A 26,459-nucleotide genomic window follows, 5' to 3' on the forward strand; every position below is an offset into this window, starting at 1 on the left:
ATACGAATATAAATTCGCCAAGCGAATACTTTTAAGAATGGCATGGGAGGGATTCATGGCGCGATTGCAAATCGCCGTCATCGTCGGAAGCGCACGGCAGGCGTCGCTCAACAGACTGCTCGCCCTTGCCCTGACGCGGCTCGCAAAGCCCGACGTCGAGTTCGAATGGGTGACGATCCGTGACCTGCCGATCTTCGACCAGGACGTGCTGGATGCCGGCGCACCCCCGCAGGTCGAACGGCTGAATGCTGAGATCGGGCGAGCCGATGCGCTGCTTTTCGTCACGCCGGAGCATAACCGCTCGATCTCGGCGATGCTGAAGAACGCCATCGACTGGGCTTCGCGGCCCAGAGATACCAGCGCCTGGGCCGGCAAGCCGGCGGCGATCACCGGCGCTTCCTACGGACGGATCGGCACCGCGGCGGCGCAGCAGCACCTGCGTGCCATTCTCGGCTGCCTCGACGTCGCCGTGATGGGGTTGCCGGAAGCGTTTATCCATCTGCCGCCCGGCCTCATTACCCCCGAAGGGGATGTGACCAATGAGGAAACCCGCCTCTTCCTGCAGCAGTTCATGGATCAGTTCGACCGATGGGCCAGCCGCTTCGCGGGCAAGGCGAGCGTCGCAGCCTAACCATTTTCCAAGGACATCAGCATGAAAATCGGCAAGCAATCCACGCCCTACCAGGCGATCTGCACCTCTAATCCCGAGACGATCATCGTGCGGGGCCACGACCTCGTCGACAACCTGATCGGTTCGATCTCGTTTACGGAATATACCTGGTTGCTGGTCGCCGGCTCTCTGCCGGACGAAAAACAGCGCCGCATGCTCGACGCGACGCTGGTGGCAATCGCCGAACACGGCCTGGTGCCGAGCGTGCAGGTTGCCCGCATGACGCTCGCCGCCTCGCCGGAAGCGGTCCAGGGCGCCGTCGCCGCCGGCCTTCTCGGCTGCGGGTCGGTTATCCTCGGCGCGTCCGAGACCTCGGGGGCCTTCTTCCGCGATATCCGCGAAGAAGCGGAAGCAAGCGGCCGGTCGGTGGAAGCCGCCGCCGAAAAGCTGTTGCGCGGTTACAGGGAACAGAAGAAACCGGTGCCCGGCTACGGTCATCCTCTTCACAAGGGGCATGATCCGCGCGCCGAACGCCTGCTCGCGATCGCCCGCGAACTCGACGTCGCCGGCATTCATTGCGAGATCGCCAAGACGGTCGAAAGGCTCATCCCCGAGATCATCGGCAGGCCGCTGGTCATGAACGTGTCGAGCGCCATTCCCTGCGTGCTGCTCGACGCCGGTTACCCGCTGCTCGCCCTGAAGGGCGTGCCGCTTCTTGCCCGCACCGCCGGGCTGATCGGTCACCTGCTTGAGGAACAGACAAGGCCGATAGGCTTCGTCATGTCCGCCGCCGCCGCCAGCGCCATCGAATACGACGGCCCTGCGCCTGACGGCTTCGTGGCAAACGAGAACTAGGACCCGGACATGCTGAAAGCTCTGGACCAAATCCGCATCGTCGAACAGGGCACGTTCATTACCGGCCCCTGCGCCGGCATGATGCTCGCCGATCTCGGCGCCGATGTCATCAAGATCGAGTCGGCCGGCAATGGCGATCCCTATCGCAGCTTCAAGACAGGTTTCTACAGCGCCCATTTCCAGGCCTATAACCGCAACAAGCGGGCGATCGGGCTGGATCTCAAAAGCGAGCAGGACCGCGAGGTCTTCTACCGGCTGATCGCCCAGGCCGATGTTTACATACAGAATTTCCGCCCCGGCGCGGCAGGCCGCATCGGCGCCGACTACGAGACGCTGTCGAAGATCAACCCCAGGCTGATCTACTGCTCGATCAGCGGGTTTGGCCCGGACGGTCCCTATGCGCAGCGGCCGGTCTACGATTCCGTCGCGCAGGCCGTAAGCGGGTTTCTCAGCGTCTCGATCGACCCCGAACAACCGCGCTTCATCGGCCCGGCGCTCGCCGATGCGATCACCGGCATATACGCCTCGCTCGGCATTTCCGCAGCCTTGATCGAACGCGGCCGTACCGGCAAGGGCAAGCGCATCGACATTTCCATGGTCGAGGCCATGATGCATTTCGCGGTCGAGCCCTTCATGGGTTATTTCGCCCTTGGCGAAGAACCGAGCGGTGTCGACCGCCCGCGCCTCGCACAGGCCTTCATCGTCCGCTGCAAGGACGATAAGCTGTTTGCCTTCCACCTGTCCTCACTCGACAAGTTCTGGGACGCACTGGTCGAGGCGATTGAGGGTGAGGCACTCGCCAGGGACGAACGGTTCTCGCAGCGGCTGAAGCGCATCGACAATTACGATGCGCTGAACGCCGAGCTCAACGCGATCTTCGCAACCAGGACCCGGCCGGAATGGGTGGAGCGCTTCTCGAGGTTCGACGTGCCCTTCGCGCCGATCAACTCCATCCCGGATGTGGTGAACGATCCGCAGGCGCAGCATCTGGAAATGTTCGTGCCGGTCGCCGGCCGGATCGAAGGTGCCGAGCAGACGGTTCGGCCAGCCTATTCGTTCGATGGAGAACACGCAAAGACGGTGCGGGCCGCGCCGGTCGTCAACCAGCACGGAGACGAGATCCGCTCGGCGCTGCAAGGCAATCCGACAGCCTGGCCGGCACTGGAAACGGAGACGGCGGCTGTGGCGGGTTAGGAATTCGGTCTAATAGACAGGACAAATTCGGAGGAGAAGATGGCAACCCTGGCAGCGGTCCTTGCGACCACCCACCACCCTTTTTACCTGAAGGCGACAACCATGCCGCCGGAACAGCAGATGCCGCAGGCGGCGGAATGGAAACGCAAAGTCGAAGCCTATCGCGAGACCCTGACCCGCGCCAAGCCGGATATCCTGGTCATGGTCGGCGCCGACCATTTCCACCAGTTCTTCCTCGACAACTATCCGACCTTCCTGATCGGCAAGGCGCCGCGCTACGACGCGACCTTCTATAATGAAGAGCGTGAGTTCGGCATTCCGAAATATGTGCTGGAAGGCCATGAAGAACTGTCGAACTTCATGCACCAGGGCCTGATGGATCGCGGTTTCGATTTCGCCTTCAGCCATGAACTGAAGCTCGACCATTCGATCATCTGCCCGATCATCACCACGCGCCCCGATGCCGACCTGCCGGTCGTGCCGATCTATACCAATATCTTCGCGCCGCCGCTGCCCTCGCCGAAGCGCTTCTGGGATCTCGGCCGCGCCATCCGCGAGATCATCGAGGAGTTCCCGTCCGACAAGCGCATCGCCGCCGTCGGCAGCGGACATCTGTCGCTCGAACTCGGCGGACCGCGCCAGTTCAAGGAAACCGGCCCGGATCCGGAATTCGACCGCAAGGCGATCGAATGGCTGTCGACCGGCAATATCGAGGAAATCCTCGCCAACGTGACCCATGAAAGCATGGCGAAAAGCGGCAACGCGACCCATGGTTTCATGGACCTGATCCTGATGATGGGCATCGCCGGGCCGGTCCCGACCGCCTATCATGACAATCTGGACCTCTTCCACACGATGGAAGCATACTTCACCTGGTATCCGGAAGGAGCAGCGGCATGAGCAAGTATTATGTGAACAAGTTCCTCTTCACCGTCGACCGCGACCCGGAACTGCTTCGCCGCTACAAGGAAGACCCGCGCTCGCTCGTCGCCAGCTGGGAACAGTCGATCGGCCCGCGGCTGAACGATGCGGAAATCTCGACCGTCAACTCCCTCACGGACGCGGAGCGCGAGGCGCTCGTCAACCACGATTATGTGGCGCTGTTCGAGATGGGCGCACATTTCTTCCTGTCGCTGACGATCTTCATCGCGATCTATGACGAGGATTACATGGCCAAGCACGGTCCCCTCTCCTTCCAGCGCGAATTCGCGGAGAAGCTCAAGCACTGGAACGGCAAGGATTACCCGTCGATAGCGTTGTGGCAGGCAGCCGCACGCTGAGAGACGCTTCATAGCAGAGCCTCCGATGCCGCATCGGCGACGGAGGGCATCATCAGTTCAAGCCGGGAGGGGAAGACCATGTGCAGATTCTGCAATAACCGGATGCATGCACCGGCGGAACTCGGTAGCGGCTCCGGCAAGATCATTGTCGCGCCGGCCAGCATGCCGGTCGGCGTTGGCGATCCCGATCGCCTGACCCTGATCCGCGGCGGCGCCGTGCTCTCCATGGATAGCGCCGTCGGCAATTTTTCCAAAGGCGACGTGCTGATCCGCGGATCGCGGATCGTCGAGGTTGCTGCGTCGATCACCGCGCCGGAGGCCGCAGTTATCGACGCTTCCGGCATGATCGTGATGCCCGGCTTCGTCGACACGCATCACCACCAGTTCGAGACCGCGCTTCGAAGCCTGCTTGCCGACGCGATCCTGATCAATGACGGGCGGCCGGAAAGTGCGGCCAACTATTACGAATGGATGCTCCAGAAGTTCTCGGTCCTCTACCGGCCGCAGGATGTCTACATTTCGGAATTGTTCGGCGGCCTGTCCCAGATCGACGCCGGCGTGACGACTGTCATGGACGTCAGCCAGATCCACCACTCGCCGGAACATTCCGATGCGGCGATCACCGCACTTCGCGATGCCGGGCGGCGCGGCGTCTTCGGTTATTTCGAAGGCTGGGGCGACGCCGCGAAATATCCGGGCGATGCCCGACGCATCAAGGCCGAGCATTTTGCGAGCGACGACCAGTTGCTGACCATGGTCATGGGCGGCGAAATCTACCTGCCGTTCCATGAGGAGGCCTGGGCGCTTGGACGCGAACTCGGCATCCCGGTCGCGCTGCATGTGGTCGGCACTTTCGGCATGCAGGCGGTCTTCGACCAGTTGGCGGAGGCGGGCCGTTTCGGGCCGGACAATATCTTCATCCACATGACCGGCATGAGCGACATGGCCTGGAAGCGTGTCGCGGACGCGGGTTCGCATATATCGCTCTCGGTACCCATCGAGATGCAGATGCGGCACGGCAACCCGCCGCTGCAACAGGCGCTCGATCTCGGCCTTCAGCCGTCCCTGTCGACGGATGTGGAATGCACCATGACCGCCGACATGTTCACCCAGATGCGCTCGGCGATCACGCTGCAGCGAATGCTGGCGAACGACAAGGCGTTGCGCGGCGAGGAATACCCGAAGCTGTTGTCGGCGATCGACGTTATCCGCTTCGCGACGATCGAAGGGGCGCGGGGCCTCAAGCTCGATCACAAGACCGGCACGCTGACACCGGGAAAGGAAGCCGACATCATCCTGCTCGATGCGAATGCCATCAACGTCGCCCCGCTGAACCACGTCCCTGGCGCCGTCGTGACGCTGATGGAGCGGTCGAACGTCTCAACGGTGTTTTGCGCCGGTAAGATCCGCAAGTGGCAGGGCACGCTGCTCGGCCATGACATCGCCAGGCTGAGGTCGGAACTGGAGGCAAGCCGCGACTTCCTGCTGGACGCCGCCGGGATCAGGCCGGATCTGTTCTGAGTGATCCGCCGCCATGCTCACCGGTCCCGTCCACGAGCGAGCGTAGCGTAGCCGCGGACGACCGTCTTGCGTTCTTCGAACGAGGCCACCGCGTCGATGTCGTCGAAACCGTCGGGCGCACGGGCCTCGACCATGTCGATGACACCCTCGGGTCCGCCCCGGCGGTTCGCCAGGACGATTTCCGACGTGGCAGGGCGGCGCTCCGCGTCGTAGCGGGAAAGGGCGGCCTCGATTTCATCCTGCGTCCGCAGATGTCCGGCAAGGCATCGGGCGTCGAGGATCGACTGGCTCGCGCCGTTGGAGCCGACCGGATACATGGGATGGGACGCATCCCCGAGCAGTGTGACCCGCCCGAACGACCAGCGGGGCAAAGGCTCCCGATCGCAATTCGGATATTCGTAGAAATTTTCGGTCGCCTGGATGATGGAGGCGGGATCGACGAAATCGAGATGAAACCGATCGCGGACGAAGGGCAGCACGTCGTCCGGAATACCGGACCGGCTCCAATCCTCGCGGCGTAGCGGCGATGTGCCGGGCTCGCCCACCTTGGCCATCACGGCCCAATTCGTCAGCCGCATGCCAGGCTCGGCGGGATCGGCTCCGATCGGATAATAAACGAATTTTGCGAAATTGCCGCCAGCGATCGCCATCGTTCGGCCGTCGCGCCAGATCGGCCAGGGCGTGGCGCCGCGCCATAGCATGATCCCGCTCCAGATCGGCGCCCCTTCATCGGGATAAAGCTGCGCCCGGACCATGGAATGGATGCCGTCGGCGCCGATCAGCAGATCCCCCCGGGCCGTGCCGCGCCATCCGTCCTGTCCGCCGAGACGAACCACGACGCCGTCTTCCGTCTGTTCGAAATCGTCCACCCGGCAACCGGTCCTGATAACGTCGGGTCCGAGACGGGCGATCACCGCCCTATGGATCACGCCGAGCAGCTTGCCGCGATGGATGCTGACCTGCGGCGCCTCCTGACCGGCATCCAGGCCGCGCAATTCCTGCCACACGACCTGGCCGAAACGGTTGGTATAAATCAGTTCCCGAACACGAATCCCTGCAGCGTCGAGGCCAGGCAGCAGCCCGAGATCGGCCAGTACGGCCACGGCATGCGGCAGCATGTTGATGCCGACTCCGAGTTCGCGAACCTCGCCGACGCGTTCGAAGATCTCAACCTCTATCCCGGCCTCGTGAAGGTGAAGTGCGGTCGTCAATCCGCCGATGCCGGCGCCTGCGATGAGTGCCTTCATGACTGGTTCCTTCCTCCCGTTTCGAGACGCGCGAAACCGTAAACCGCGACCATCTACTGCGGCGTCACTCGTCTCCTGTATTCGAGCTGCATGGCGACGAAATCGGCCGTGTTTTCCCGATAGCGCTCGGCGATGGCCTTCAGCGTCTCATCCAGCGCATCCGCCGGTTTGCGGCCAAGCGGCGCTCCGGGTACGCGCACCGCCGACGCGGTTGTGTTCACCTCGTCGGGAATGATGCGGATACCGCTGCGGCTCTCCACCGCATCCGCACCGGCTGCGAAGGTCACCACGCGCGAGCGATAAGTGCGCGACCATGCATCCGCGACGAGAGCGAGCGAAACTTCGTCCACGCCGTGAGACAGTTCGATGCCGAGCGTTTCCCGGCTCCAGAAGGCGAGCGAGTTGCCGATTGCCGTCAATGCGAAGGGCCGCGTGAAGGCGAAGGCGCCGCTATCGTGTCGCGCATCCCAATCCGCGACGCCCAGATCGGCCGCGACAGCCTGAGCTTTCTGACGCCCGGCGATCGCCTCGATCAATGTCAGCGACATCGGCATGGAGGCGCTGATGCCGGTCGTCGTCGCAACGCGACCGTCGACGAGGAAGCGGCGGTCGGCAACGTGGCGGATGCTCGGATGTTCCTCCAGCATGGCCTCCAGCGAATACCAGTGGGTCGTGGCTTTTCGGCCGTCGAGAAGGCCGGTGGCCGCAACCACCTTGGCACCGACGCAGACGCCGATGATCATCGCACCTTTGTCTGCCTGGCTCCTGATCCAGCCCAACGCTGCCGGATCATCCTCGCGCACCATGGCCGGGACGATGACGTAGTCGGCGCCTTCCGGATGCTGTCTGTCGAATTCCGAGATCGTCGCCTGCGGTTCGACCTTCAACGCCGGATAGAGCACCATCGGCCCGGCCTGCGTCGCCAATGCCACCACGTCGGCCACATCGGCGCGGCGCAGGATGCCGTAGGGCATCAGGTAGTCGGTGATCTCCGTCCCGTCGTTGATGCCGACGATGGCGATCACCGGACGGTCACGTTTGGGTGGCTTCAAGGCCTCGACCGTGGCGCGTGTCTCCTCGCCGGGAATAGATTTGGCTTCGCCGGCGGACGAGCCGGACGGCAGGGAGACCATCCAGCCCCCGGCGACCACCAGGAAGACCGCGGCAAGCCCCAGCCCGCTAGCAAGAACAAAGCGCCACTTCATGGTAGTTTCGCCGATCGATCGGTTGCCTCTGTTTGCAGGCAAAGTTACCGCTGCTATCGTCTGACTGAAATGACATTAATCGGGCAAAAACTGCCATGGCTCGCACAATCGCTCTCGTGGTGCATCCGGGTTTCCAGCTTCTCGATGCGGCCGGGCCGACGTCGGCCTTCGAGATGGCGGAGCGATTCCGGCCGGGCAGTTACGACCTGGTGCTGATGGCGCCGGGCGGCGGCGAAATCGAGAGCTCGTCAGGCCTCAAACTGTCGGCAGCCCCGCTCGCGGACGGGCCTTTCGACACGGTGATGATCTCGGGCGGCGAGATCATCCGCTCCATGGAGGCCGTGCACGAAATTCTCGAATGGCTGAAGCGCACGGATGCAAGGCGCGTGACAAGCGTTTGTTCCGGAGCCTATCTGCTCGCCGAAGCGGGGCTGCTCGACGGGCGCCGCGCCACCACCCATTGGAACAGTTCGCACGATTTTTCCCGCCGCTACCCCAAGATAGAGATGCATGCCGAACGCATCTATGTCCGGGACGGTCACGTCTGGACCTCGGCCGGCATTTCCGCCGGTATCGACCTGGCGCTTGCTCTCATAGAAGATGACCTGGGGCCGGACATTGCGCGCAGGGCGGCACAGCAGCTCGTCGTTCATCAGCGCCGGCCGGGTGGCCAGTCGCAGTTTTCGGCACTTGTCGACCTCGGCGGACACACGGGCAGGTTCTTGTCGCTGATCGGCTGGATGCGCGAGCATCTGGCCGAACGGCTGACCGTCGAGCGGCTCGCCGACCAGGCGGCGATGAGCCCGCGCAACTTTGCCAGGGCGTTTGCAGCCGAAACCGGCATGACACCCGCCAAAGCTGTGGAACGCCTGCGGCTCGAAACGGCGCGGATGGCGGTCGAGACCACCCACGCGCCGCTCGAACATATTGCCGAGGCCGCCGGTTTCGGCGACGCCGGGCGAATGCGGCGGGCGTTCCTGAGAAGCCTGGGACAGCCCCCGCAGGCGCTCAGGCGTGGATACAAGTAGCGCTCGGACGCAGATAGCCGGTCAAAGACGCGCCTAGAACTCCTGCCAATCGTTGCTGACCGCAGCGGCCGAGGAGCCGCCGGAGAAGGCAGTGGCAACCCTGCGGGCCAGATTGCGGGCCGGCGAGGCAGCCGGCGTGTCGCGGCGATCGGCCGGACGCGGAACGTGGCGCTGGCCGGGCAGCTTGAACTGGGACAGCAGCTCGTTGAGCGATGCCGCATCCCTGGCGAGACCATGGCTTGCGGCGGTCGATTCCTCGACCATCGCGGCATTCTTCTGGGTATCCTGGTCCATCTGGTTGACGGCCGTGTTGATCTGCTGAAGGCCCGAAGACTGTTCCTGGGCCGACTCCACGATCGCGTTGACGTGCCGGTTGATCTCCTGCACTTCCGAAACGATCGTTACCAGCGCCTGTCCGGTCTGGCCTACCAGCTGCACCCCGGCGTTCACCTGCTCGTTCGACGTCGTGATCAGCGCCTTGATCTCCTTGGCGGCCTTTGCGGAGCGCTGGGCGAGTTCGCGCACTTCCTGGGCAACGACGGCAAAACCCTTGCCGGCATCGCCCGCACGGGCCGCTTCGACGCCGGCGTTCAATGCCAGAAGATTGGTCTGGAAGGCGATATCGTCGATGACGCCAATGATGTTGGAAATCTCGCCCGAGGACCTCTCGATCTGTTCCATCGCCTTGACGGCGCGCTGGACGACCTCGCCGGAGTTTTCCGCACCGCTGCGGGTGCGGGCAACCAGCGCACCGGCCTCCTGAGCGCGCTTGGTGGCGTCCTTGACGGTGGTGGTGATTTCTTCGAGAGCTGCGGCGGTTTCCTCGACGGAAGCTGCCTGCTGCTCGGTGCGCTTGGCCAGATCGTCGGCGGCTGCCTTGATCTCCGCCGAACCGGCCTGGATGCTGCGGGCATTCTCCGCCACCTGCTCCAGGGCCGTCTGCAGCTTGGTCGCCGAGGCGTTGAAATCGTTGCGAACACCGTCCAGCGTCGCGGTGAACTGCTTTTCGATGCGATAGGACACATTGCCGTCAGACAGATGGCTCAGGCCTTCCGCCAGATTGTCGACGGCGAACTTGATCTCGGCGGCTTCGCGCGTCTTCTGGGTTTCGCGCTCTATGCGCTCGCGCTCGGACAGGCCGCGATTGTCTTCGGCTTCCCGTTCCAGGCGGGCACGCTCCAGCGCGTTGTCGCGGAAGATCGCGACGGCCTTGGCCATCTCGCCGATTTCGTCCTTGCGGTCGAGGCCGTCGACGGCAGCTTCCGTCTGACTGGCAGCCAGCGAAGCCATACGCTCACGCAGGCGGGCCATCGGCGCGGTGATGCCCTTGTGGGCGATGGTCATGGACAGGACGGCGGCGATCGCGATGCCGAAAAGCATGCCGCAGATCGCATAGGTGATCGTGCTGGAAACCGATTGGCTCAGCGTTTTGGCGCCGTTGTTGAGGATTTCCGCCATGGCGCCGTTATTGGCGCCGAATTTCGGCGAGAGATCGACGATGGCCTGATCGAGCTTGGCGGAAAGCGTACGGACTTTTTCCTTGTCGCCTGCGGTATGGGCCTTGAGAAGATCGTCGCCGACCGCCTTCAACGCGTCCGCACCGGCAAGCAGTTCGTCGATCGCGGCCTTGCGGCTCGGAACCAGCGCCGGGATCTGGCTCAACCGGTCGCGGGCGCCGGCAAATTCCTTGGAAAACCGGCCGGAAAGATCCTGGAACGCCGCGCTTGCCGGCTCCTGGGCCAGCGCGCGGCTCAGCCATGTCGTCGCGGTCCACATGCCGGCAGCGCCGCGGGGCCCGAAGGTGGCAGCGTTGCTTTCCTTCTGCAGGAAGCCGGAATAAGCCTCGTTGGCGGCGCTGAACCTGCTGGTGACATACATCAGGCCTGCGAGGGAAATGACCGCGAGGATGGCAATCGCCATGAGAAATTTTGTTTTAATCTTTAAATTCTTGAGCATCAGATACCTCGAAAAACGCTGAAAGAGCGACAGTGCATCGAAAAGTGAAAAATGCCGGAGCCGTGCCGGACGGTGCACATCATGCGCAGGGTGATCGAACTTGATCCTCCTTTTTTCATAAGCGCTTTTTCATAATAAAATCTTACTCTTGCCGCAGCGCATCAACGACACATCCGGACCTCCAGGATGGCTTTCACCAGTGCTTAACCAAAGGCGGCAGAAGGCAATCTTGTTTGTTGCGACGCACAATGGACTGCCTTTAATTGGGTGGCGGGACCATCCGTCTCGGTTCCCCGTCAAACCGGCAAATTGATATGAAATCAACTATCTATAATCAAAGGACTTCAACGTGAATTTTTCACGCCGCAACATCATGACGCTTTCAGCGGCCGCCCTGGCAACCACCTTCCCGAAAATGGCGTCCGCGCAGGCGATCGGCTTTACGCCAAGCCCCATCTACCCCGATCCGGCTATCCAGATCCTCGATCCGAGCTTTGCGAAATATCGCGTCGCCAGCAGCTCGCTCGAACAGGTCGCAACCGGCGCCCGCTGGCTGGAAGGTCCGGTCTGGTTCGGTGACGGGCGCTATCTGCTCGTCAGCGACATTCCGAACAATCGGGTCATGCGCTATGACGAAGCCAATGAGAGCTGGAGCGTCTACAACGCCAACGCCAACTATGCCAACGGCCACGCCCGCGACCGCCAGGGCCGCTTGCTTTCCTGTGAACATCTGACACGCCGGGTCACCCGCACCGAATATGACGGGTCGTTCACCGTGCTCGCAGACAACTACAACGGCAAGAAGCTCAACTCCCCGAACGATATCGTCTGCAAATCGGACGGCTCCATCTGGTTCACCGACCCGCCCTTCGGCATCGCCGGCGAGTGGGAGGGCGAGAAGGGCACGGCGGAGCTGCCGCACTCCGTCTATCGCATATCGCCGGACGGCAAGCTTGGCCTCGTCACCGACGAGCTGAAGGGCCCGAACGGGCTCGCATTTTCGCCGGATGAAAAGAAGCTCTACATCGTCGAAGGCCGCGCATCGCCATTCCGTATCATCTGGAGCTACGACCTCGGCGCAGATGGCGTGAAGCTGTCGAACAAGACGGCATTGGTGACGGCCGACGACAACGGCGCTCTCGATGGCCTCAAGATCGATATCGACGGCAATCTCTGGTGCGGCTGGGGATCGAACGGCGCTGCAGGCGCCAGGCCCGAGGATCTGAACGGCGTCAAGATATTCAACCCGGCCGGCAAGGCGATCGGCTTCGTCAAGCTTCCGGAGCGATGCCCGAACCTTGTCTTCGGCGGCCCGAAGAAGAACCGCCTCTATATGGCGAGCAGCCACTCGGTCTATGCGATCTACGTGGAAACCCGCGGCGCCGTTTGATTACCGCGACGAAATCCGGAGCGGCCGGCCGTCAGGTCCGGCCGCTTTCGCCGTGACCATCGAAGCGCCACGCTTTCCCCGGCAATTCGCATCGCCGCGTCGTAGCCTTGCGATACCCGTCAGCGGCGCCGAGCTAGACCGGGCGCCGCGATATCTACTCCGTCTTTCCGGCGGAAAGCCCAGTGAAGAAGACCCCGATTAACTGCCAAACGACACTCCACCAATGCCACGTCGGAATCAATATTCGTGAAGGCGGCCTCCCTGTCATTGAAATTCATTGCTTATCATCGAATTTCATGAGAGCTTCGATCTGGAACCATTTTTCAGAGACGAGTATCCGGATTCATGGAACAGGGCCAGAGAAAGCCATTTTCAGAAGCTGTCAGTATATTTCACGACCGCTCGATGCCGGAAGCCGCCCTCCCGGTCGGCTATGCAGCCCTGATCGATGCCTTTGAATTACCCGTACCTGTGCCAATCATCCTCTCAGCGATCGGTCCTCGCCACAAAGTCTATCAGGCCGAAGGATGGAACGTTTTCACGCCGCGCCACCAACCGGACGACAATCTTACCGGACACCTAACCTTTGCCCTACGCTATGAAGGACTGGATCTTGCTGTTCTGAAAGCCCTGTTCCGGGCAACAGGTCCTGAGCCGATCACCAACATGGTGCGCGCGGCGCCCACTGGCGCCTATGCTCGACGGCTGTGGTTTCTCTACGAATGGCTGCTGAATACACGGCTTGATCTGCCCAACGCGGCACAGGGCACCTATGCCGTTGTCGTCGATCCAGACCGGCAATTCTCGGTGGGTGGAACGAGTTCAACAAGACATCGCGTGAAGAATAACTTGCCCGGCACACCAGCTTTCTGCCCGATGATCTTCCGCACGCCCGCACTCGAAGCATTCGTTGCACGTGGACTTGGCAACGAAGCGCGCCAGTTGATCGACGAGGTGCCGGCGGACCTGCTTGCACGCACCGCTTCATTCCTGCTGCTCAAGGATTCGCGCTCGAGCTTTCAGATCGAGGGAGAAGATCCGCCACAAGATCGCATCCAGCGCTGGGCCCAGGTTGTCGGTGAAGCCGGGCGTCGACCGATAGACCGCGCCGAATTGGAGCGGCTGCAGCGCATCGTCATCGGCGACGCGCGCTTCGTTCATCTTGGCTTACGCGTTGAGGGTGGCTTCATCGGCGAGCATGATCGCCTGACGGGCGCGCCAATCCCCAATCATGTCAGCGCCCGACATGAAGATCTGCCTTCTCTGATCGACGGCCTGACTTCTTTCGACCGAGGCGCGGCACAGCAGCTCGATCCTGTTCTCGCCGCCGCGGCTCTCGCCTTCGGCTTCGTCTATATCCACCCTTTCGAGGATGGAAATGGCCGACTGCACCGCTATCTAGTCCATCATGTTCTCGCCGAGCACGGGTTCAATCCTCCCGGACTCGTCTTTCCGGTCTCGTCGGTCATCCTGGACCGCATCGATGCCTATCGAACCGTGCTGGAAAGCTATTCACGCCGCCTGTTGCCGGTTGTTCATTGGCAGTCGACGGATCGTGGTAACGTCACGGTGCTGAACGACACAGCCGACTTCTACCGCTACTTCGATGCGACGCCTCAGGCCGAATTCCTGTTCGAGTGTGTAGCCCGAACCATTGATGTGGACCTGCCAGCCGAGACAGCATTCCTACGCATTTATGACGCGTTTAAGATCGAGGTCCAGCAGATGATCGATATGCCCGATCGCCTGCTGGACCTCCTGTTCCGCTTCCTGCGCCAGAACGACGGGCGACTGTCGAAGCGGGCTCGTGAAAGGGAGTTTTCGGCGCTCACCGACGCAGAGGCGGCACGCATCGAGGCCATCTATGCTGATATTCAAGGTGCGGTGAGGTCGTTTCGCAGTTAAACATGAGAGGGCATTGTAAACTTAACGTTCACGAGGCAATCGTAGGCCGCTTGCACCATGGCGGTTCAGGCGCGAGCGATTTTTGCCCAGAGGTTCATTGCCTCCGAACGCAGTTCGCGACACACAGCCTGAGCTATGATCTCGGCAGGGGAACGGTGGGCGGCACAGCGGGTCACGGTCACTGCGTTAAGTTGACGATGCCGTCGCATCGCCGCCGCTCTGCTCCTGCACTCACATTCATCGTGCCCGCGCCATGGCGCATTGGAAAATAGTGACGGGTGCCATTGCCTGATCTCAGGCAGCAGCGCGGTCGTTCGTTCGCCGCTCGACAATGTGACAACTCCTCAGCGCGAAATGGTAGTGTGATCGGTGCCTGTCGACCGGGACGCCGCGATATCTACTCCGTCTTTCCGGCGGAAAGCCCGAAAAACTCTTTTCTGTACGCCGCCGACAGCGGTCGGAGCTTCGTCAAATTCTTGAGAATCCGGACAGGCTGTTTGAGAACGTTCCTGTTCAGGAAATACATATGGATCAGGCTGGGCGCCTTGCTGTGCGATCCCTTGTGGGCGACACGATAGACCGCACCCCTGAATGGCAGCGCGTTCAAGGGCGTACCGCGTTCGGCCAGAATGGATTCTATGCGGACATGGCTGCCGAGCATGTCCTTGATCCATGGGAGAGAAACGTCTTCCGCCTTTGACGGCAGTCCGTAGAGGTCCGAACGAATGATCAGCGACGTTCCGCAATAGTGGTTGAACTGGTCGCGGCACAACAGAATGCTGCCGCCATCGTCCCAGATATAGCCCTTGTCGATCGTCCAGCCGTTCTCGTTCTGGTGGCGGGCAGCATATTCGGTAATTCGGGCGCTGACAAAATCGTCGTCGTCGACGATCATGAAAAAGCGGCAATCGCGGGCCGTCAGCATCCCGGCAAGCACGCGGCGGCCTTTGTCGGCGCGGAATGAATCGAGAAAATCCTCTTCCGTCGCATCGCCCCGCTCGTGAATGTCGTTCGGCGGAAAGTCCACCCATGCCACCGAGAACTTCTCCGGCAGGACAGGAAGATCGGCCCCCCTGTTGGCGACGATCACTCCCCGCCAGTCAGGATTGGTCTGGTTCGCGATGGATGCCACGGTCTGCGTCAGGTTTCGCTTCAGGATGCTCCAGTCGCGCGCGTTGTCCTGATGTCGTACAGGGATGATGAACGTCACAACACTCATGACAGCCTCCGGTCGTTGATCTCAGGCAGCATCATGCCGCGACACCTGCCTGTTCTTTTGCCCATCTGATGCCGTCGTCGAGCGAAGTCGCCTTGTAGGAGAGATCGGTGCCTCCGGAAAAGGCGTTCATGAAGCGGCGGATTTTTCCATAATTATTGTCGAGCACGGCATGGCTGCGTCCGATGAGAAGCGAGCAGATATGCACATGCAGACGGTCCGTCACGATGGCCTTGCCGCGGGAAATCTGGCTTATGCCACGCTGGAAGCGGTTGTTGGCCGCGGCATCCAGTTTGCGCAGCCGCATTTCGGAAGGGTTGAGGTGCAGCAGTGCCGAGGCCGCCCCAAGCGCTTTTGCAACGCGTACCTTCGATCGGCTCTCGGTAATCCAGTCCTCCTTCGGGATGTCCGGATAGGCGGAAAAGTCGACGGTTCCGACCTGCTCCTTGTCTTGCCGGAGCATTGCGAGGACCGGGAATTGCGGCGCGGCGGGCTCTATCTTGCCGATGCAGAAGGCCATGTCCGGGCACAGATAGACCTGGCAATCAAAATTTTCCTTGGCGAACTGAAACGACTCCTCGTCGCGCACCAGGAGCACGAAGTTCTTGTGCTTGCCGATCGCGCGTTTGCTCTGCTCCAGCCGTTCTGCGGACTTGTAATGAATCGATTGCGGAAACTGGACGATCTGCCGGTCGGGAAACAGCTCCATCACGCGCTCCCGGAAATCCTGGTGAAACACCCATATATCGCCGAAATTGCCGCCCCCATGGATGAAGATCGGGCCGTTCGGGGCAGCGCTCTTGAGTTCATCCGGTGAGAAATCATCGGTCGTGCAAACGTAGGAAGGCCGCTTTGCATACCGCTGCTGCAGATAGGCCATCTCTCCCAGCCAGATCGCGGAATCTCCGCAATTCCTGATGTCGGGAAAGTCCAGTATCGCTATCGGTTCATCAGGCCGGATGAACTCCTTAAGGCAATCGTGGGTCCTGTCCTGAAGCTTGGTGATAAGTTCGGATTGCTGAGCACCTGACATTATGCCTCTCTTTCAAACGTTTAGAAGAACAAGCCCCGCGATCAGGCGTGACTGACTTTGGACAAGACCTTGGCGGCGATCTTTCTGACTTCAGTCTCCGGACCGTTTGGACGATCCATAACCAGCCAGAGAAAGATGCTGGAGCCGCAATAGAGAACGCCTCCAAGGCAGATAAGGGCGGCAAGTTGTAGGACCAGCCCGGTATGTGTGGTTTCTACTCCCATGTAGCGATCGGCAAGCGAGACGCCGGCCGCCATGACGGCCGAGCTGGCAAGCGCTCGGAAATTTGCCCATAGCTGTGCGGAGACCGAAACGCTTATGAAGCGCTTGACGATGATCATGTTCACGAAAGCGCTGAAGAGGCCGGTGAGCACGCGGCTGAATATCAACCCCGGAAGCCCCCAGAACACCAGACCGATCGTAATCACGGGGATCCGGACGAGAAGCATCTGCGCGTCGCGGATGAACAGGGTTCGGGTTTGCCCCAGCGCCATGCCGAGAGGTTGATTGAGAGATCCCAATGTCTGCAGCGCATAAACGGACGCCAGCGCCTGGATGATGAAGATCACCGGAAGCCACTTTTCACCGAGCACGAGCCTGACCAGGGGATCCGCGATGACCGCCATCCCGATCCCGGCAGGCAACGCCACCGCCGTCAGCAGCGCCTGCGTTCGCTGATAGGCTGCGGCCAGACGCGCGGGATCGTGGCGGACATTGGCAAAAGCGGGATAGATGGTGGCGGTCAGCGGCGCGGTCGCCTCGCGCGTCGGCGTCATCGCGAGCTGCCCGCCCAGCGAATAAAATCCCAGAGCGGAGCCGGTCAGCACCTTGCCGATGAGCAGATAGTCGAAACGCCAATTGAGCGTGTTGACGATCTGCCCGGCGGTAATCCAGATCGAAAACGAAAAGAATTCCCGCATATGGGAGAAGGTGATCCGGGGGCGGAACGGCAGGATGAAATAGGACGCCACGACATTGGTGATCTGCATCACCAATGTGCCGACCACCAGCGCCCAATAGGTCTGATAGATGACGGCGATGGCGACGGTCGCCACAAATCCGGCAATCTTCTGGGCAACATTCAGGACGAATTCCTGCCGGAAGATCAGCTCCCGCTGGAGCATGATCCTTCGCGGATTTGCGAACCCGTTGATGAGGAGGCTGAGGCTCAGGACAAGGAGGACGCCGAAAAGGCGCGGGTCGTCATAGATGAGGGAAGCCGGATAGGCGAACCCGGCGAATATAGCGCATAATATCAGGCCGCGGGTCGCAGCCAATGTCCATGCGGCGCTGAAATGGGATTCTTCCGGGGCTTCGTGACGGATGAGCGCCTCGTTCAACGAAAGCTCGGTGATCGTCGTCACGATGGCGAGCATGGTCGTCGCAAGCGCTACGAGGCCAAAATCCGACGGCAGGAGATACCAGGCCAGGATGATGGTACTGAGGGTCGACAATCCATTGACGATGACCCTCGAGAGGGAGACCCAGAGACTTCCGGTTACCAGGCGGTCAGCGATGCTCATGACCGACCTCTTCGCGACAAATACCGATCGTACGTGAGCGACATCATTCCGTAGCTACCCTTTTTCGCGGAGTTTCGGCTCCTTTTCAAGCCGCAGGTTCCGCGCCCATGATGCGTGAGATTTTCTTGCCGCATTAAAATGGACGGGCTATCTGCTGGACACTTCGGTCATCGATCTCTCCATGCAATTTTCCCCTGGTAGCTTAAGTGCATTCAGTGACCGGACGAGAAGATCGTCTCGTCCGACGGCGTGATCCGGCAGCCCTGGCCGGGACTGCAGACCGCCGTCGATCTAGTTGGCCGGAAATGATGTTGGTTTTGTGGTGCCCTTCGCAAGTGCGAAGAGCAGGTGCACAACGTCGAGAGGATGGGCGCGTTTCCGGCATTCATCGTCCGATTGCTTTTGGCATTCCCGCGATCGGGCGTTTATACCTTTGCCAAGGCGAAGCCGTCGATGCGGACGATCAGGAGGCTGACGCCTGAAAGCCGGTAAAAAAGAATAAACGCATATCAGGAAGAAGCGATGAGTGAATGCTGTTCAGGATCGAGACGGGAAACGGAGCAGGGAACATTCGACACACCTGCAAACACGATCTCTCGCGGCATCCGGGGGGAAACGATTGCCGTCAAGGGTGGCGAGACGTTCGTCGGAACCCATGCTCCGGTGATTTCCGCCGATGGCGAGGGGCCGGAGCGCAAGGTCTCGCTGCAGGATTATCACCTCGAAGCCGAGACGGTCACGGTTCGTCGGTTTGCCGAATTCGTCGAAGCGACCGGGTATGTGACGGAATCGGAACGCTTCGGCTCGTCGGCAGTGTTCGCGCCGCTGCTCGGTGACATCAGCCTTGCAACGGGTGGTGTCGTCGGCACCCCGTGGTGGACGCGCATCGACAATGCCACGTGGCGGCGGCCGGAAGGTCGGGACAGTTCTATCGACGATCGGCTTGACCATCCGGTCACCCACGTCTCCTGGAACGACGCGCTCGCATTCGCGCAATGGGTCGGCGGCCGCCTGCCGACGGAAGCGGAGTGGGAACATGCAGCACGCGGCGGCAACCGCCGCCGCCGGTATCCCTGGGGAGAGGAGGAGCCGACCGACGAGGCGATCTTCTGCAATATCTGGCAGGGCCGCTTTCCCGACACCAACACGCTGCAGGACGGATATTTCGGCACCGCGCCGGCGCGCAGCTTCGCCCCGAATGAAGCCGGTTTCTACAATCTCGCCGGCAATGTCTGGGAATGGACCGCGGATCCCTTCAAGGTGCGCTCGCTGTCGAAACAGGCGAAGACTCGGAACGAGCATGCCAAGCGCTTCTCCGACAAGGTGCTGAAGGGCGGCTCGTTCCTCTGCCAGAAAAGTTACTGCTATCGGTACCGGATCGCAGCGCGAATGGGCCTTTCCCCGGATAGCGCCTCGAGCAATACAGGCTTCCGGGTTGCCTATGATGTCGTAGCTGGGAAGGATAATGGCCCTTGATCGCAGGTGGCGCCTCGGTCTGATCGACCGACGAGCTCCGCATGCCTTTGCCAGAGGCGATCAGTATCGCGCGTCAGGCGCTCCGGCGAAGGGATCGACGGGACTGCTGCGATTCCACGGCCTTCGCCCCATCAGCGCCTCCACCACGGCGGCCTGCATCGCCTCGTGGGTGGAATAGGCGTTTATATAGGTCGGCACCCGGGGGGCGTCGTAGAGATAATAGGGAAAGCCGAAGGAGATCATCACCGTCGGCAGGCTCGTCCACGGCCGTTTCATGGCGGCCCTGAAGTCCCCGTGAAGTGCCCGCCAATCCAGAAAGATGCGCCCGCGCGTCAGGAGTGTCTCTTCGCCGAACAGATAGAGGACGAGGTCGTGCCCATCCGTATCGAGCGGAGTGCCATAGGGATTGAGGGTGACTTCAAAGCCCTCCGCAGCCAGCATGTCCGGCAGTTTGAAATCCAGCCTCGCATTCTGCATCGGTTCGACGATCCCGCCGGAAACGACGAGGATGCGGCGATGCTTTTCAGGGTCGAGCGGCAGCGTACCGTTCCTGTCCTTCACCAGTGTGGGCGCGCGCGCAAAAGCCTCGCTGGCCACTTCCTGGGCAGCCGGTTCCCTCACATGGGGCGGCATTTCGACGCTGCGATGCAGGCCGAGCGACGCCTTGAGGGCGAGGACGCGTGTGACGGCATCGTGGAAACGCTCCGCCGGAATGCGCCCGGAATGGGCGGCGTCACGCACAGCCGCGATTTCAGCCTCCGGTTTGGAGGAGAAAAGAACCATGTCGCAGCCGCTCGCGATGATCTCGATCTTCGCGTCAAGCGCCGGCATCACGCCCGAAAGGCCGGTCATCTCGCTGGCGTCGGAGACGATCAGGCCATTGAAGCCTAGTTCCCCCCGCAGCAGTGCGGTATTGAGCGGCGCAGAGACCGAAGCCGGCAGATAGGCTTCTTCACCTGCATCGGGATCGCGTTCCAGGAGATAGGCCGGCAGCGCGATATGCGCCGACATGACCGACTTCACCCCCTGATCGATGGCCGCCTTGTAAAGCCGACCGAAGGTGGCCCGCCATTCCTCCATCGACAGCGGATTGATGGTGGTGACCAGGTGCTGGTCGCGCTCGTCATAGCCTTCGCCCGGCCAATGTTTCACGGTTGCGGCAAGGCCGAGGTGCTGGAAGACGCGCATCTGCGCCAGTGCGTGACGTTCGATCAGCGCCGGATCCGAGCCATATCCGCGGGTTGCGACGATCGGGCTGCGAAAGGCCGCGTTGATATCCAGCACCGGCGTGAAGGACCAGTTGATCCCGACGGAACGGGCTTCGCGCGCCATGAGGTCGGAGATCGCCTCGGTCAGCTCGACATCATCGACGGCGGCCAGGGCCAGCGGATTGGGAACGGCCGTGCCGAAGGGGAGGCTCATGCGTGAGCCTTCGAGATCGGCGGAAACGAGCAGAGGGATCCCGGCCCCGGCCTGGATCGCTGCCATATGCGCGCGTTCCCCCGTGCCGTCGGCGCCGAAATAACGGGTGATGCTACCCGGCTGAAGCTCGCCAAGGCGGGCGATCTCCGTCTCGCGGTCGTCGCCGCGCGAATTGAGATTAAAAAGCTGGGCGGCGCGGGCGGTATCGTCCAAAGCCTGAAACGTTCGGGTCACCCAGTCGAGGGCTTCGCGATCGAGATTGAAGGGCGATTTCGTCAGATGATCCAGTCTCGATGGCATCGATCTCTCCGTTCAAACCTGCTGTGTGAGCGCCCGCTCGATCGCCTCGAGCTTTTCCCGGTCCAGTTCCGGCCAGGCCGTTGCGGCCTGCACGAGCGTCTTGGCGGCGAGCGGGGCGGGCAGCGGCCTGGCCGCAAGACGAGGAACCTCCGCGATCAGGATGCGGCGCGTCGTTTCGTCGGCCATGAGTTTCGCGATCGGGATATTCGCCACGCTAGCCCCTTGTGGGAAATCGCTTGCCCGCGCCACGCTGCGCTGGCCGGAAACGACCTGCGCCCATAGTCTTTCAATGAGCAGATGTTCGTCGCGCACCGGCCCCGTCTCCGGAAGGCCGAGCCGCTCGAACTGGTCGGAGGGTGCATCGGAGGCCCGCATCAGATCGACAAGCAGCTCGGCCATCCGCAATTCGATCCTATCGTCTCTGAGCGGATTTTTCTGCTCAGGATCTGTCTCAAGGTCGTAGAGCAGCGTCCCGAACACCCAGGGTCCCCGGATCGTCCATCCTGGGACCCGCAGGACAGGAGCCCCTTTGGTGAAGGAGAAAGGCTGCGCGAGCTCCGCCTTGGACAGTTCGTCGGGGGAGAAGCGGGCGCGCATGTGGGTCGGCATCAGCGTATATTCATAGAGCGGCGAATTGTCCTCGGTCGCACAGCATCGCATGTAGACGTAACGGCCGTCGGTGACACACACGTGCCCCCCGAAATTCCCGAACAGTCCCGCCGTGCGGATCGGAGCATCGTTTTTGATGGTCTCGAGAAGAGGTTTTCCCTGGATATCGGGCGTTGGCCGGAGGCCGAAGAGATCGAGGAGCGTCGGCGCTATGTCTATGGTCTGAACGAGCGCGGAACGCCTTTCGCCGGCAATCCTGGCCCGCGGATCCCAGATGAAGAAGGGCGTGTGGATCGTCTCGTCGTACCACGGCATGACGGATTTACCCCACCAGCCCCTTTCGCCGAGCATATAACCATGATCCGTGCAGACGATCAGCATCGTATCGTCCCACATGTTCTTCTCGTCCATCATGTCAAGCAGCCGGCCGAGATTTCGATCGCACATCGAAAGCAGCGCCAGATATCGATGCCGCGCCTGGAGGACCCGTTCTTCCGCCTCGGTGACGCGGTCATAGGGCGGCCAGTCGAAATCCTCGCCGGTATCGGGATAGAGCGCGTGATACTCGGCATAGCTGAAAAATGGCTCATGCGGATCGAAGGTCTCGATCTGCAGCATCCAGTCGTCCTGGCCGGCATTGGTTTCGATGAATTGCAGGCCGGCATCGAATGTCCGCGTCTGCGGGTGGTCTCGCTCGTCTGTGAGATAGGTCCGGTTGATGGGGTCCTGCCGCCTCATCTGGTAGAGGAAGTCGACGAGACGGGTTCGATCCACACCTTCGACGATGCCTTTCCAGAGATCGCCTTCCTGGCCGCGAAAGAACTCGTGCGAAGAAAAGCGCGTGTGATAGGTCGCGCCCCCATCCTCCCAATAATGCTGATGGTCGGTGACGAGGTGGGTGTAGATACCGGCGTTTCTCAGCAATTCCGGCACGCTGTCGTCGAACGGCTCGATCGGTGACCAGGACCGGTGGAGAAAGTTGTACCGGCCGGTATGCATTTCGCGCCGCGCCGGCATGCAGGGCATGGACCCGGCATAACAGCGGTCGAACGTGGCCGTCTTTTCCGCAAGCCGCCCGAAATTCGGGGCATGGGCCGTCCTGTCGCCATAGGGCGGCAGAAGGCGGCGGTTGAGGCTGTCGAACATCAGGACGATGGCGCGCATGGTTTAAGCCGTCATTGCAAGGGCGCGGAACGCCGCGCGCCGTTCCGCCTGCCTTGCGGGATCGGCAACGGGCGCGGCGAGAAGCAGGCGCTTCGTATAGTCGTGAGCGGGGCGCGCCGTCACCTGATCGCATTCTCCGAACTCGACGATCTCGCCGAAACGCATGACCGCAACACGATGCGAAATGTGGCGCACCGCCGCCAGATCGTGTGAAACGAAAAGATAGGCGACGCCCGTCCGCTCCTGGATCTCGATAAACAGATCCATGACCCGCGACTGGGTGGAAAGATCGAGTGCGGAGACCGGTTCATCGCAGACGATGAGGCGCGGAGAGAGCGCCAGCGCCCGGGCAATGGCGATGCGCTGACGCTGGCCGCCGGAAAACTCGCGGGCGAACCGTTCCGCCGCGTCGCTTGGCAGCGCGACCTGATCGAGCAACTTGCGGACCTGCCGGGAGGCATCGGCACGCGAGGCGAGCCGGCGCGCAACAATCGGTTCCGTCAGGATGTCCTCGATCGTCATCGACGGGTTGAGCGAACTATAGGGATCCTGGAAGACCGCCTGGATGGCCGCCTGGACTTTGCGGGCGCGGGGCGGTACCCCGGCGATATGCTCGCCGTCGAACAATATCTCGCCGGAGCTGACCGGGCCGATGCCGAGAATGGCGCGCCCGAGCGTCGTCTTGCCCGACCCGCTCTCGCCCACCAGCCCGACGGTTTCACCGGGGCGGATGGTGAGATTGACGTGCTTCAGGACATGATGGGCGCCGAAATGGACGTTGACGTTGCGGCAATCGACGAGGATCTGATCGTTCATGCGCGCATCCCTTCCGTCATCGGTGGTCGATATGTCCGCGTCATGCCATCTTCGAGAACGGATCCGAGAAGCATGCGGGTGTAGTCGTGCGCCGGAGCGGCGAAGAGGTCAGCCACGGTGTTGATTTCCACGATCCTGCCGTCCTTCATGACGGCCACCCGATCGCAGCTGTCCGCCACGACACCGAAATTGTGGGTCACCAGCATGACCGCCATGTTGAACTCCTTTTGCAGGTCGCGCAGAAGGTCGAGCACTTCGGCCTGCACGGTGACGTCGAGCGCGGTCGTCGGTTCGTCGGCGATCAGAAGGTCGGGATTGCAGGCGACCGCACCGGCAATGAGGACGCGCTGCGCCATGCCACCCGAGATTTCGTGCGGATAGGCGTGAAACACCCGTTCCGGGTCCGGCAGCTTCACGCGGGCAAGCAGTTTCAGCGCCCGCCGCGTCGCGTCCGCCCGCGAGATCCCGAGCACCGTTATCATCGGCTCGACGAGCTGGAAACCGATCCGGAACGCCGGGTCGAGATTGGCCATCGGCTCCTGGGGAACATAGGCGATGCGCTTGCCGCGAAGAGCCCGGACCTCATCCCCGGAGGATTTTCCAAGATCGATACCGTCGAACCGGATGGAGCCGGAGAGAACCCGGCCTCCGGGCGACAAAAGTCCGAGGATGGCAAAGGCCGTCTGGCTCTTGCCCGATCCGCTTTCGCCGACGAGCCCCAGAACTTCGCCGCGCTTGAGGCTGAGGCTCACGCCCTTGACGACTTCGCGCCAGCCTTCGCTCGCAGGATAGGCAACAACCAGATCCCGCACGTCGAGGAGCGCGTCGGATGCGGTTTGCGGCAGCGGTTCGCTCACCGCCAGGGGAAGGATCTTCGGCGCCCTGACCTGAACGCCGCCCTGCTGCATGCGGTCGCGGATGGCATTGGCAAGCAACACCAGCGACGCCACCGTTGCCGTGATTGCCAGCCCCGGCCAGAGGATCGCCTGCGGCGAGACATAGATGTTGGAGAAGGCGTCCTGCAGCATGCCGCCCCAGGTCGGCGTACTCGGGTCACCCAGCCCGAGGAATTCGAGTCCCGACTGGACGACAATGGCAATGCCGGCGACGATGGAGGTCTGGATGACCACCGGCGCCCGCACCGAAAGCAGGATATGCCTGGCGATGATCCTGAGATCGCTAAGGCCCGAGACCCGTGCCGCATCGATATAGAGTTCGTGTTTGACGCCGTTGACGAGATTGCGCGTAAGCCGGAAAAAGCCGGGCGACAGCATCACCCCGAAGACCGCCATCGACAGGTAGATCGAGGCCCCGAGTGCCTGATAGAAGGCGAGCAATACGATCAGCGCCGGCAGTGCCATGATGCCGTCGGAGATCCAGCGGGCGACCAGATCGAGCTTCCTGCCGTAAAAGCCGGCGAAGAGCCCTGCCGTCACCCCGATGGATGCCGCGATGACGACCGTGATCAGCGCGCCGAGGAATGTGTTGCGGCCGCCATGGACGAGACGGCTCCATATGTCGCGCCCCGAACCGTCGCCGCCGAGGAGATAGCCGTCGCCGGCGACGGCATTGACCTTGAATATCTGGACGGCGGACGGATCGTTGGGGGCAAGCAGAGGCGCGAAGATCGCCGATGCGATGACGATCAGCAGCGCCAGCGCCGCGACAAGGCCTGTCAGATTGGTGAGCACCGAGCGGACGAAATGACGGCGCTGCGAGGCGGCGGGGATTGGCGGCTGGGCGGTGTTGATATCGCTCATGACATCCTCACCTTCGGATTTGCCCATGCGTTGAGGAAGTCGATCAGTATGTTCACCAGAACGACCACGATGATCAGGGTCACGACCACACCCATGAGCACGGGAACATCGCCGATCAGCGCAGCCGAGACCGTCAACGATCCCATGCCGGGAATGGCGAACACGCGCTCGATGACGGCGGCACCTCCGAGAAGAGCGATGAACTGTACGGAAAGGACAGTCAGCGCCGCCGGCATCGCGTTGCGCAGCGCATGGCGATAGAGCACCGAACGCGGGCTGACGCCGCGGGCGCGGAGCGTGCGCACATAATCCTGCTTGAGCGCATCGATAACCGCGCCCCGGATTTGCTGGGAGGCCGAGGCTATTCCCGAAAGCACCAGCGACGTTACGGGAAGCACCAGGGAAGCCGCCCAGGCGGACGGTGAAGCACTGAACGAAACATAACCAGTTGCAGGCAACAGGCCGAGCTCGACCGAGAAGGTGAGGACCAGCAGCAGGCCAAGCCAGAAGTTCGGCATCGCAAAACCTGCGACGCTGACGATCTGGATGGCGCGGTCCGCCCAGCCGCCGCGCACAGCCGCGGCGATACCGAGCATCGCCGAAAGGAGCGCCATCAGCGCCACGGCGATCGTCACCATCGACAGGGTGACGGGCAGCCGGCTCGCAAGTGCCGACGCCACGCTCTCGCTCATCGTCCATGACGGGCCGAGGTCGCCGCGGACGGCATGGCTCACCCAGTCGCCGAATTGGACCATCAGGGGTCGGTCGAGCCCCAGCCGGCTGTTCAGCGCCGTCACCTGGTCGGCCGTAGCGTTCTCACCGAGGATGTTGCGGGCGACATTGCCCGTGGCGCCGAAAACCATCATGAAGGTTACGGTCGAGACCAGGCAAAGCAGCGCGATGCCGGAAGCGACCCGTTTCAGAAGATACCGTATCATCGGCGTCCGAG

At 61.9% G+C, this 26,459-nt stretch carries 21 protein-coding genes; 10 read left to right on the forward strand and 11 right to left on the reverse strand.

Translation table 11 applies throughout. From position 1 onward, the window contains the following. The first annotated feature begins 55 nt into the window (after positions 1 to 55). The 6 genes from C5J24_RS21820 to C5J24_RS21845 all read left to right on the forward strand — a co-directional run bounded on the left by C5J24_RS21820 (position 56) and on the right by C5J24_RS21845 (position 5,460). On the forward strand, positions 56 to 631 hold the full coding sequence (locus C5J24_RS21820) for an NADPH-dependent FMN reductase (RefSeq protein ID WP_105420889.1): 576 nt from the start codon (positions 56 to 58) through the stop codon (positions 629 to 631). A gap of 21 nt (positions 632 to 652) precedes the next feature. Then, on the forward strand, positions 653 to 1,465 hold the full coding sequence (locus tag C5J24_RS21825; protein ID WP_105420891.1) for a citryl-CoA lyase: 813 nt from the start codon (positions 653 to 655) through the stop codon (positions 1,463 to 1,465). Positions 1,466 to 1,474: 9 nt separating this feature from the next. Then, positions 1,475 to 2,659, forward strand: a complete 1,185-nt coding sequence (locus tag C5J24_RS21830) for a CaiB/BaiF CoA-transferase family protein (protein ID WP_105420893.1) — start codon at positions 1,475 to 1,477, stop codon at positions 2,657 to 2,659. 39 nt (positions 2,660 to 2,698) lie between these two features. Next, a complete protein-coding gene (locus tag C5J24_RS21835; RefSeq protein ID WP_105420895.1) occupies positions 2,699 to 3,559 on the forward strand; it encodes an extradiol ring-cleavage dioxygenase in 861 nt (286 codons plus the stop codon). After that, positions 3,556 to 3,939, forward strand: a complete 384-nt coding sequence (locus C5J24_RS21840) for a hypothetical protein (RefSeq protein ID WP_105420897.1) — start codon at positions 3,556 to 3,558, stop codon at positions 3,937 to 3,939. Before C5J24_RS21835 ends, C5J24_RS21840 begins: the two co-directional genes overlap by 4 nt. A 78-nt stretch (positions 3,940 to 4,017) precedes the next feature. Then, the gene (locus C5J24_RS21845) at positions 4,018 to 5,460 is read left to right on the forward strand and encodes an amidohydrolase family protein (protein WP_105420899.1); all 1,443 of its coding nucleotides are present in this window, start codon (positions 4,018 to 4,020) and stop codon (positions 5,458 to 5,460) included. A gap of 17 nt (positions 5,461 to 5,477) precedes the next feature. Here C5J24_RS21845 and C5J24_RS21850 read toward each other — a convergent pair whose 3' ends face one another. Together C5J24_RS21850 and C5J24_RS21855 are read right to left on the reverse strand one after the other, a co-directional pair. Then, positions 5,478 to 6,707 carry a flavin-dependent oxidoreductase gene (locus C5J24_RS21850; RefSeq protein WP_105420901.1) on the reverse strand — a complete coding sequence of 410 codons (1,230 nt, stop codon included), beginning with the start codon at positions 6,705 to 6,707 and terminating at the stop codon, positions 5,478 to 5,480. Positions 6,708 to 6,760: 53 nt separating this feature from the next. After that, on the reverse strand, positions 6,761 to 7,912 hold the full coding sequence (locus C5J24_RS21855) for a DJ-1/PfpI family protein (protein ID WP_105420903.1): 1,152 nt from the start codon (positions 7,910 to 7,912) through the stop codon (positions 6,761 to 6,763). A gap of 95 nt (positions 7,913 to 8,007) precedes the next feature. Between C5J24_RS21855 and C5J24_RS21860 the strand changes: the two genes are divergently transcribed. Next, complete coding sequence (locus C5J24_RS21860) at positions 8,008 to 8,940, forward strand: GlxA family transcriptional regulator (protein ID WP_105420905.1); 933 nt, start codon at positions 8,008 to 8,010, stop codon at positions 8,938 to 8,940. Positions 8,941 to 8,973: 33 nt separating this feature from the next. On the opposite strand, the gene C5J24_RS21865 is transcribed toward C5J24_RS21860, so the two are convergent. Next, on the reverse strand, positions 8,974 to 10,896 hold the full coding sequence (locus tag C5J24_RS21865; RefSeq protein ID WP_105401544.1) for a methyl-accepting chemotaxis protein: 1,923 nt from the start codon (positions 10,894 to 10,896) through the stop codon (positions 8,974 to 8,976). Between the two features lie 349 nt (positions 10,897 to 11,245). On the opposite strand from C5J24_RS21865, the gene C5J24_RS21870 reads away from it, so the two are divergent. Both C5J24_RS21870 and C5J24_RS21875 read left to right on the forward strand, forming a co-directional pair. Next, positions 11,246 to 12,286 carry an SMP-30/gluconolactonase/LRE family protein gene (locus C5J24_RS21870; protein WP_105420906.1) on the forward strand — a complete coding sequence of 347 codons (1,041 nt, stop codon included), beginning with the start codon at positions 11,246 to 11,248 and terminating at the stop codon, positions 12,284 to 12,286. Positions 12,287 to 12,631: 345 nt separating this feature from the next. Then, the gene (locus tag C5J24_RS21875; protein WP_105420908.1) at positions 12,632 to 14,191 is read left to right on the forward strand and encodes a Fic family protein; all 1,560 of its coding nucleotides are present in this window, start codon (positions 12,632 to 12,634) and stop codon (positions 14,189 to 14,191) included. Between the two features lie 397 nt (positions 14,192 to 14,588). Here the strand turns inward: C5J24_RS21875 and C5J24_RS21885 are convergent, their stop codons facing one another. Genes C5J24_RS21885 through C5J24_RS21895 form a run of 3 tightly spaced genes read right to left on the reverse strand, consistent with a single transcriptional unit; the run spans position 14,589 to position 17,963 of the window. Next, a complete protein-coding gene (locus tag C5J24_RS21885; protein WP_105420910.1) occupies positions 14,589 to 15,410 on the reverse strand; it encodes a galactosyl transferase in 822 nt (273 codons plus the stop codon). A gap of 31 nt (positions 15,411 to 15,441) precedes the next feature. Beyond that, entirely contained in the window at positions 15,442 to 16,440 is a 999-nt protein-coding gene (locus tag C5J24_RS21890) for a polysaccharide pyruvyl transferase family protein (RefSeq protein ID WP_105420912.1), read from the reverse strand. Between the two features lie 41 nt (positions 16,441 to 16,481). Further along, positions 16,482 to 17,963, reverse strand: a complete 1,482-nt coding sequence (locus C5J24_RS21895; RefSeq protein ID WP_105420914.1) for a lipopolysaccharide biosynthesis protein — start codon at positions 17,961 to 17,963, stop codon at positions 16,482 to 16,484. Positions 17,964 to 18,485: 522 nt separating this feature from the next. Between C5J24_RS21895 and C5J24_RS21900 the strand changes: the two genes are divergently transcribed. Beyond that, positions 18,486 to 19,439, forward strand: coding sequence for a formylglycine-generating enzyme family protein (locus C5J24_RS21900; protein WP_105420916.1), 954 nt, complete (start codon positions 18,486 to 18,488; stop codon positions 19,437 to 19,439). 60 nt (positions 19,440 to 19,499) lie between these two features. Here the strand turns inward: C5J24_RS21900 and C5J24_RS21905 are convergent, their stop codons facing one another. Genes C5J24_RS21905 through C5J24_RS21925 form a run of 5 tightly spaced genes read right to left on the reverse strand, consistent with a single transcriptional unit; the run spans position 19,500 to position 26,448 of the window. Next, positions 19,500 to 21,161 carry a glycoside hydrolase family 3 protein gene (locus C5J24_RS21905; protein WP_105420918.1) on the reverse strand — a complete coding sequence of 554 codons (1,662 nt, stop codon included), beginning with the start codon at positions 21,159 to 21,161 and terminating at the stop codon, positions 19,500 to 19,502. A 12-nt stretch (positions 21,162 to 21,173) separates the two neighbouring features. After that, positions 21,174 to 22,934 carry a sulfatase-like hydrolase/transferase gene (locus C5J24_RS21910; RefSeq protein WP_105420919.1) on the reverse strand — a complete coding sequence of 587 codons (1,761 nt, stop codon included), beginning with the start codon at positions 22,932 to 22,934 and terminating at the stop codon, positions 21,174 to 21,176. A 3-nt stretch (positions 22,935 to 22,937) separates the two neighbouring features. Next, the gene (locus tag C5J24_RS21915) at positions 22,938 to 23,750 is read right to left on the reverse strand and encodes an ABC transporter ATP-binding protein (protein WP_105420921.1); all 813 of its coding nucleotides are present in this window, start codon (positions 23,748 to 23,750) and stop codon (positions 22,938 to 22,940) included. Then, complete coding sequence (locus C5J24_RS21920) at positions 23,747 to 25,510, reverse strand: dipeptide/oligopeptide/nickel ABC transporter permease/ATP-binding protein (RefSeq protein ID WP_105420923.1); 1,764 nt, start codon at positions 25,508 to 25,510, stop codon at positions 23,747 to 23,749. The genes C5J24_RS21915 and C5J24_RS21920 overlap by 4 nt, the downstream gene beginning before the upstream one ends. Next, the gene (locus tag C5J24_RS21925) at positions 25,507 to 26,448 is read right to left on the reverse strand and encodes an ABC transporter permease (protein ID WP_046665924.1); all 942 of its coding nucleotides are present in this window, start codon (positions 26,446 to 26,448) and stop codon (positions 25,507 to 25,509) included. The genes C5J24_RS21920 and C5J24_RS21925 overlap by 4 nt, the downstream gene beginning before the upstream one ends. Between the last annotated feature and the right edge of the window lie 11 nt (positions 26,449 to 26,459).

It is taken from the genome of Neorhizobium sp. T25_27 (assembly GCF_002968565.1).
Taxonomy (GTDB): domain Bacteria; phylum Pseudomonadota; class Alphaproteobacteria; order Rhizobiales; family Rhizobiaceae; genus Neorhizobium; species Neorhizobium tomejilense.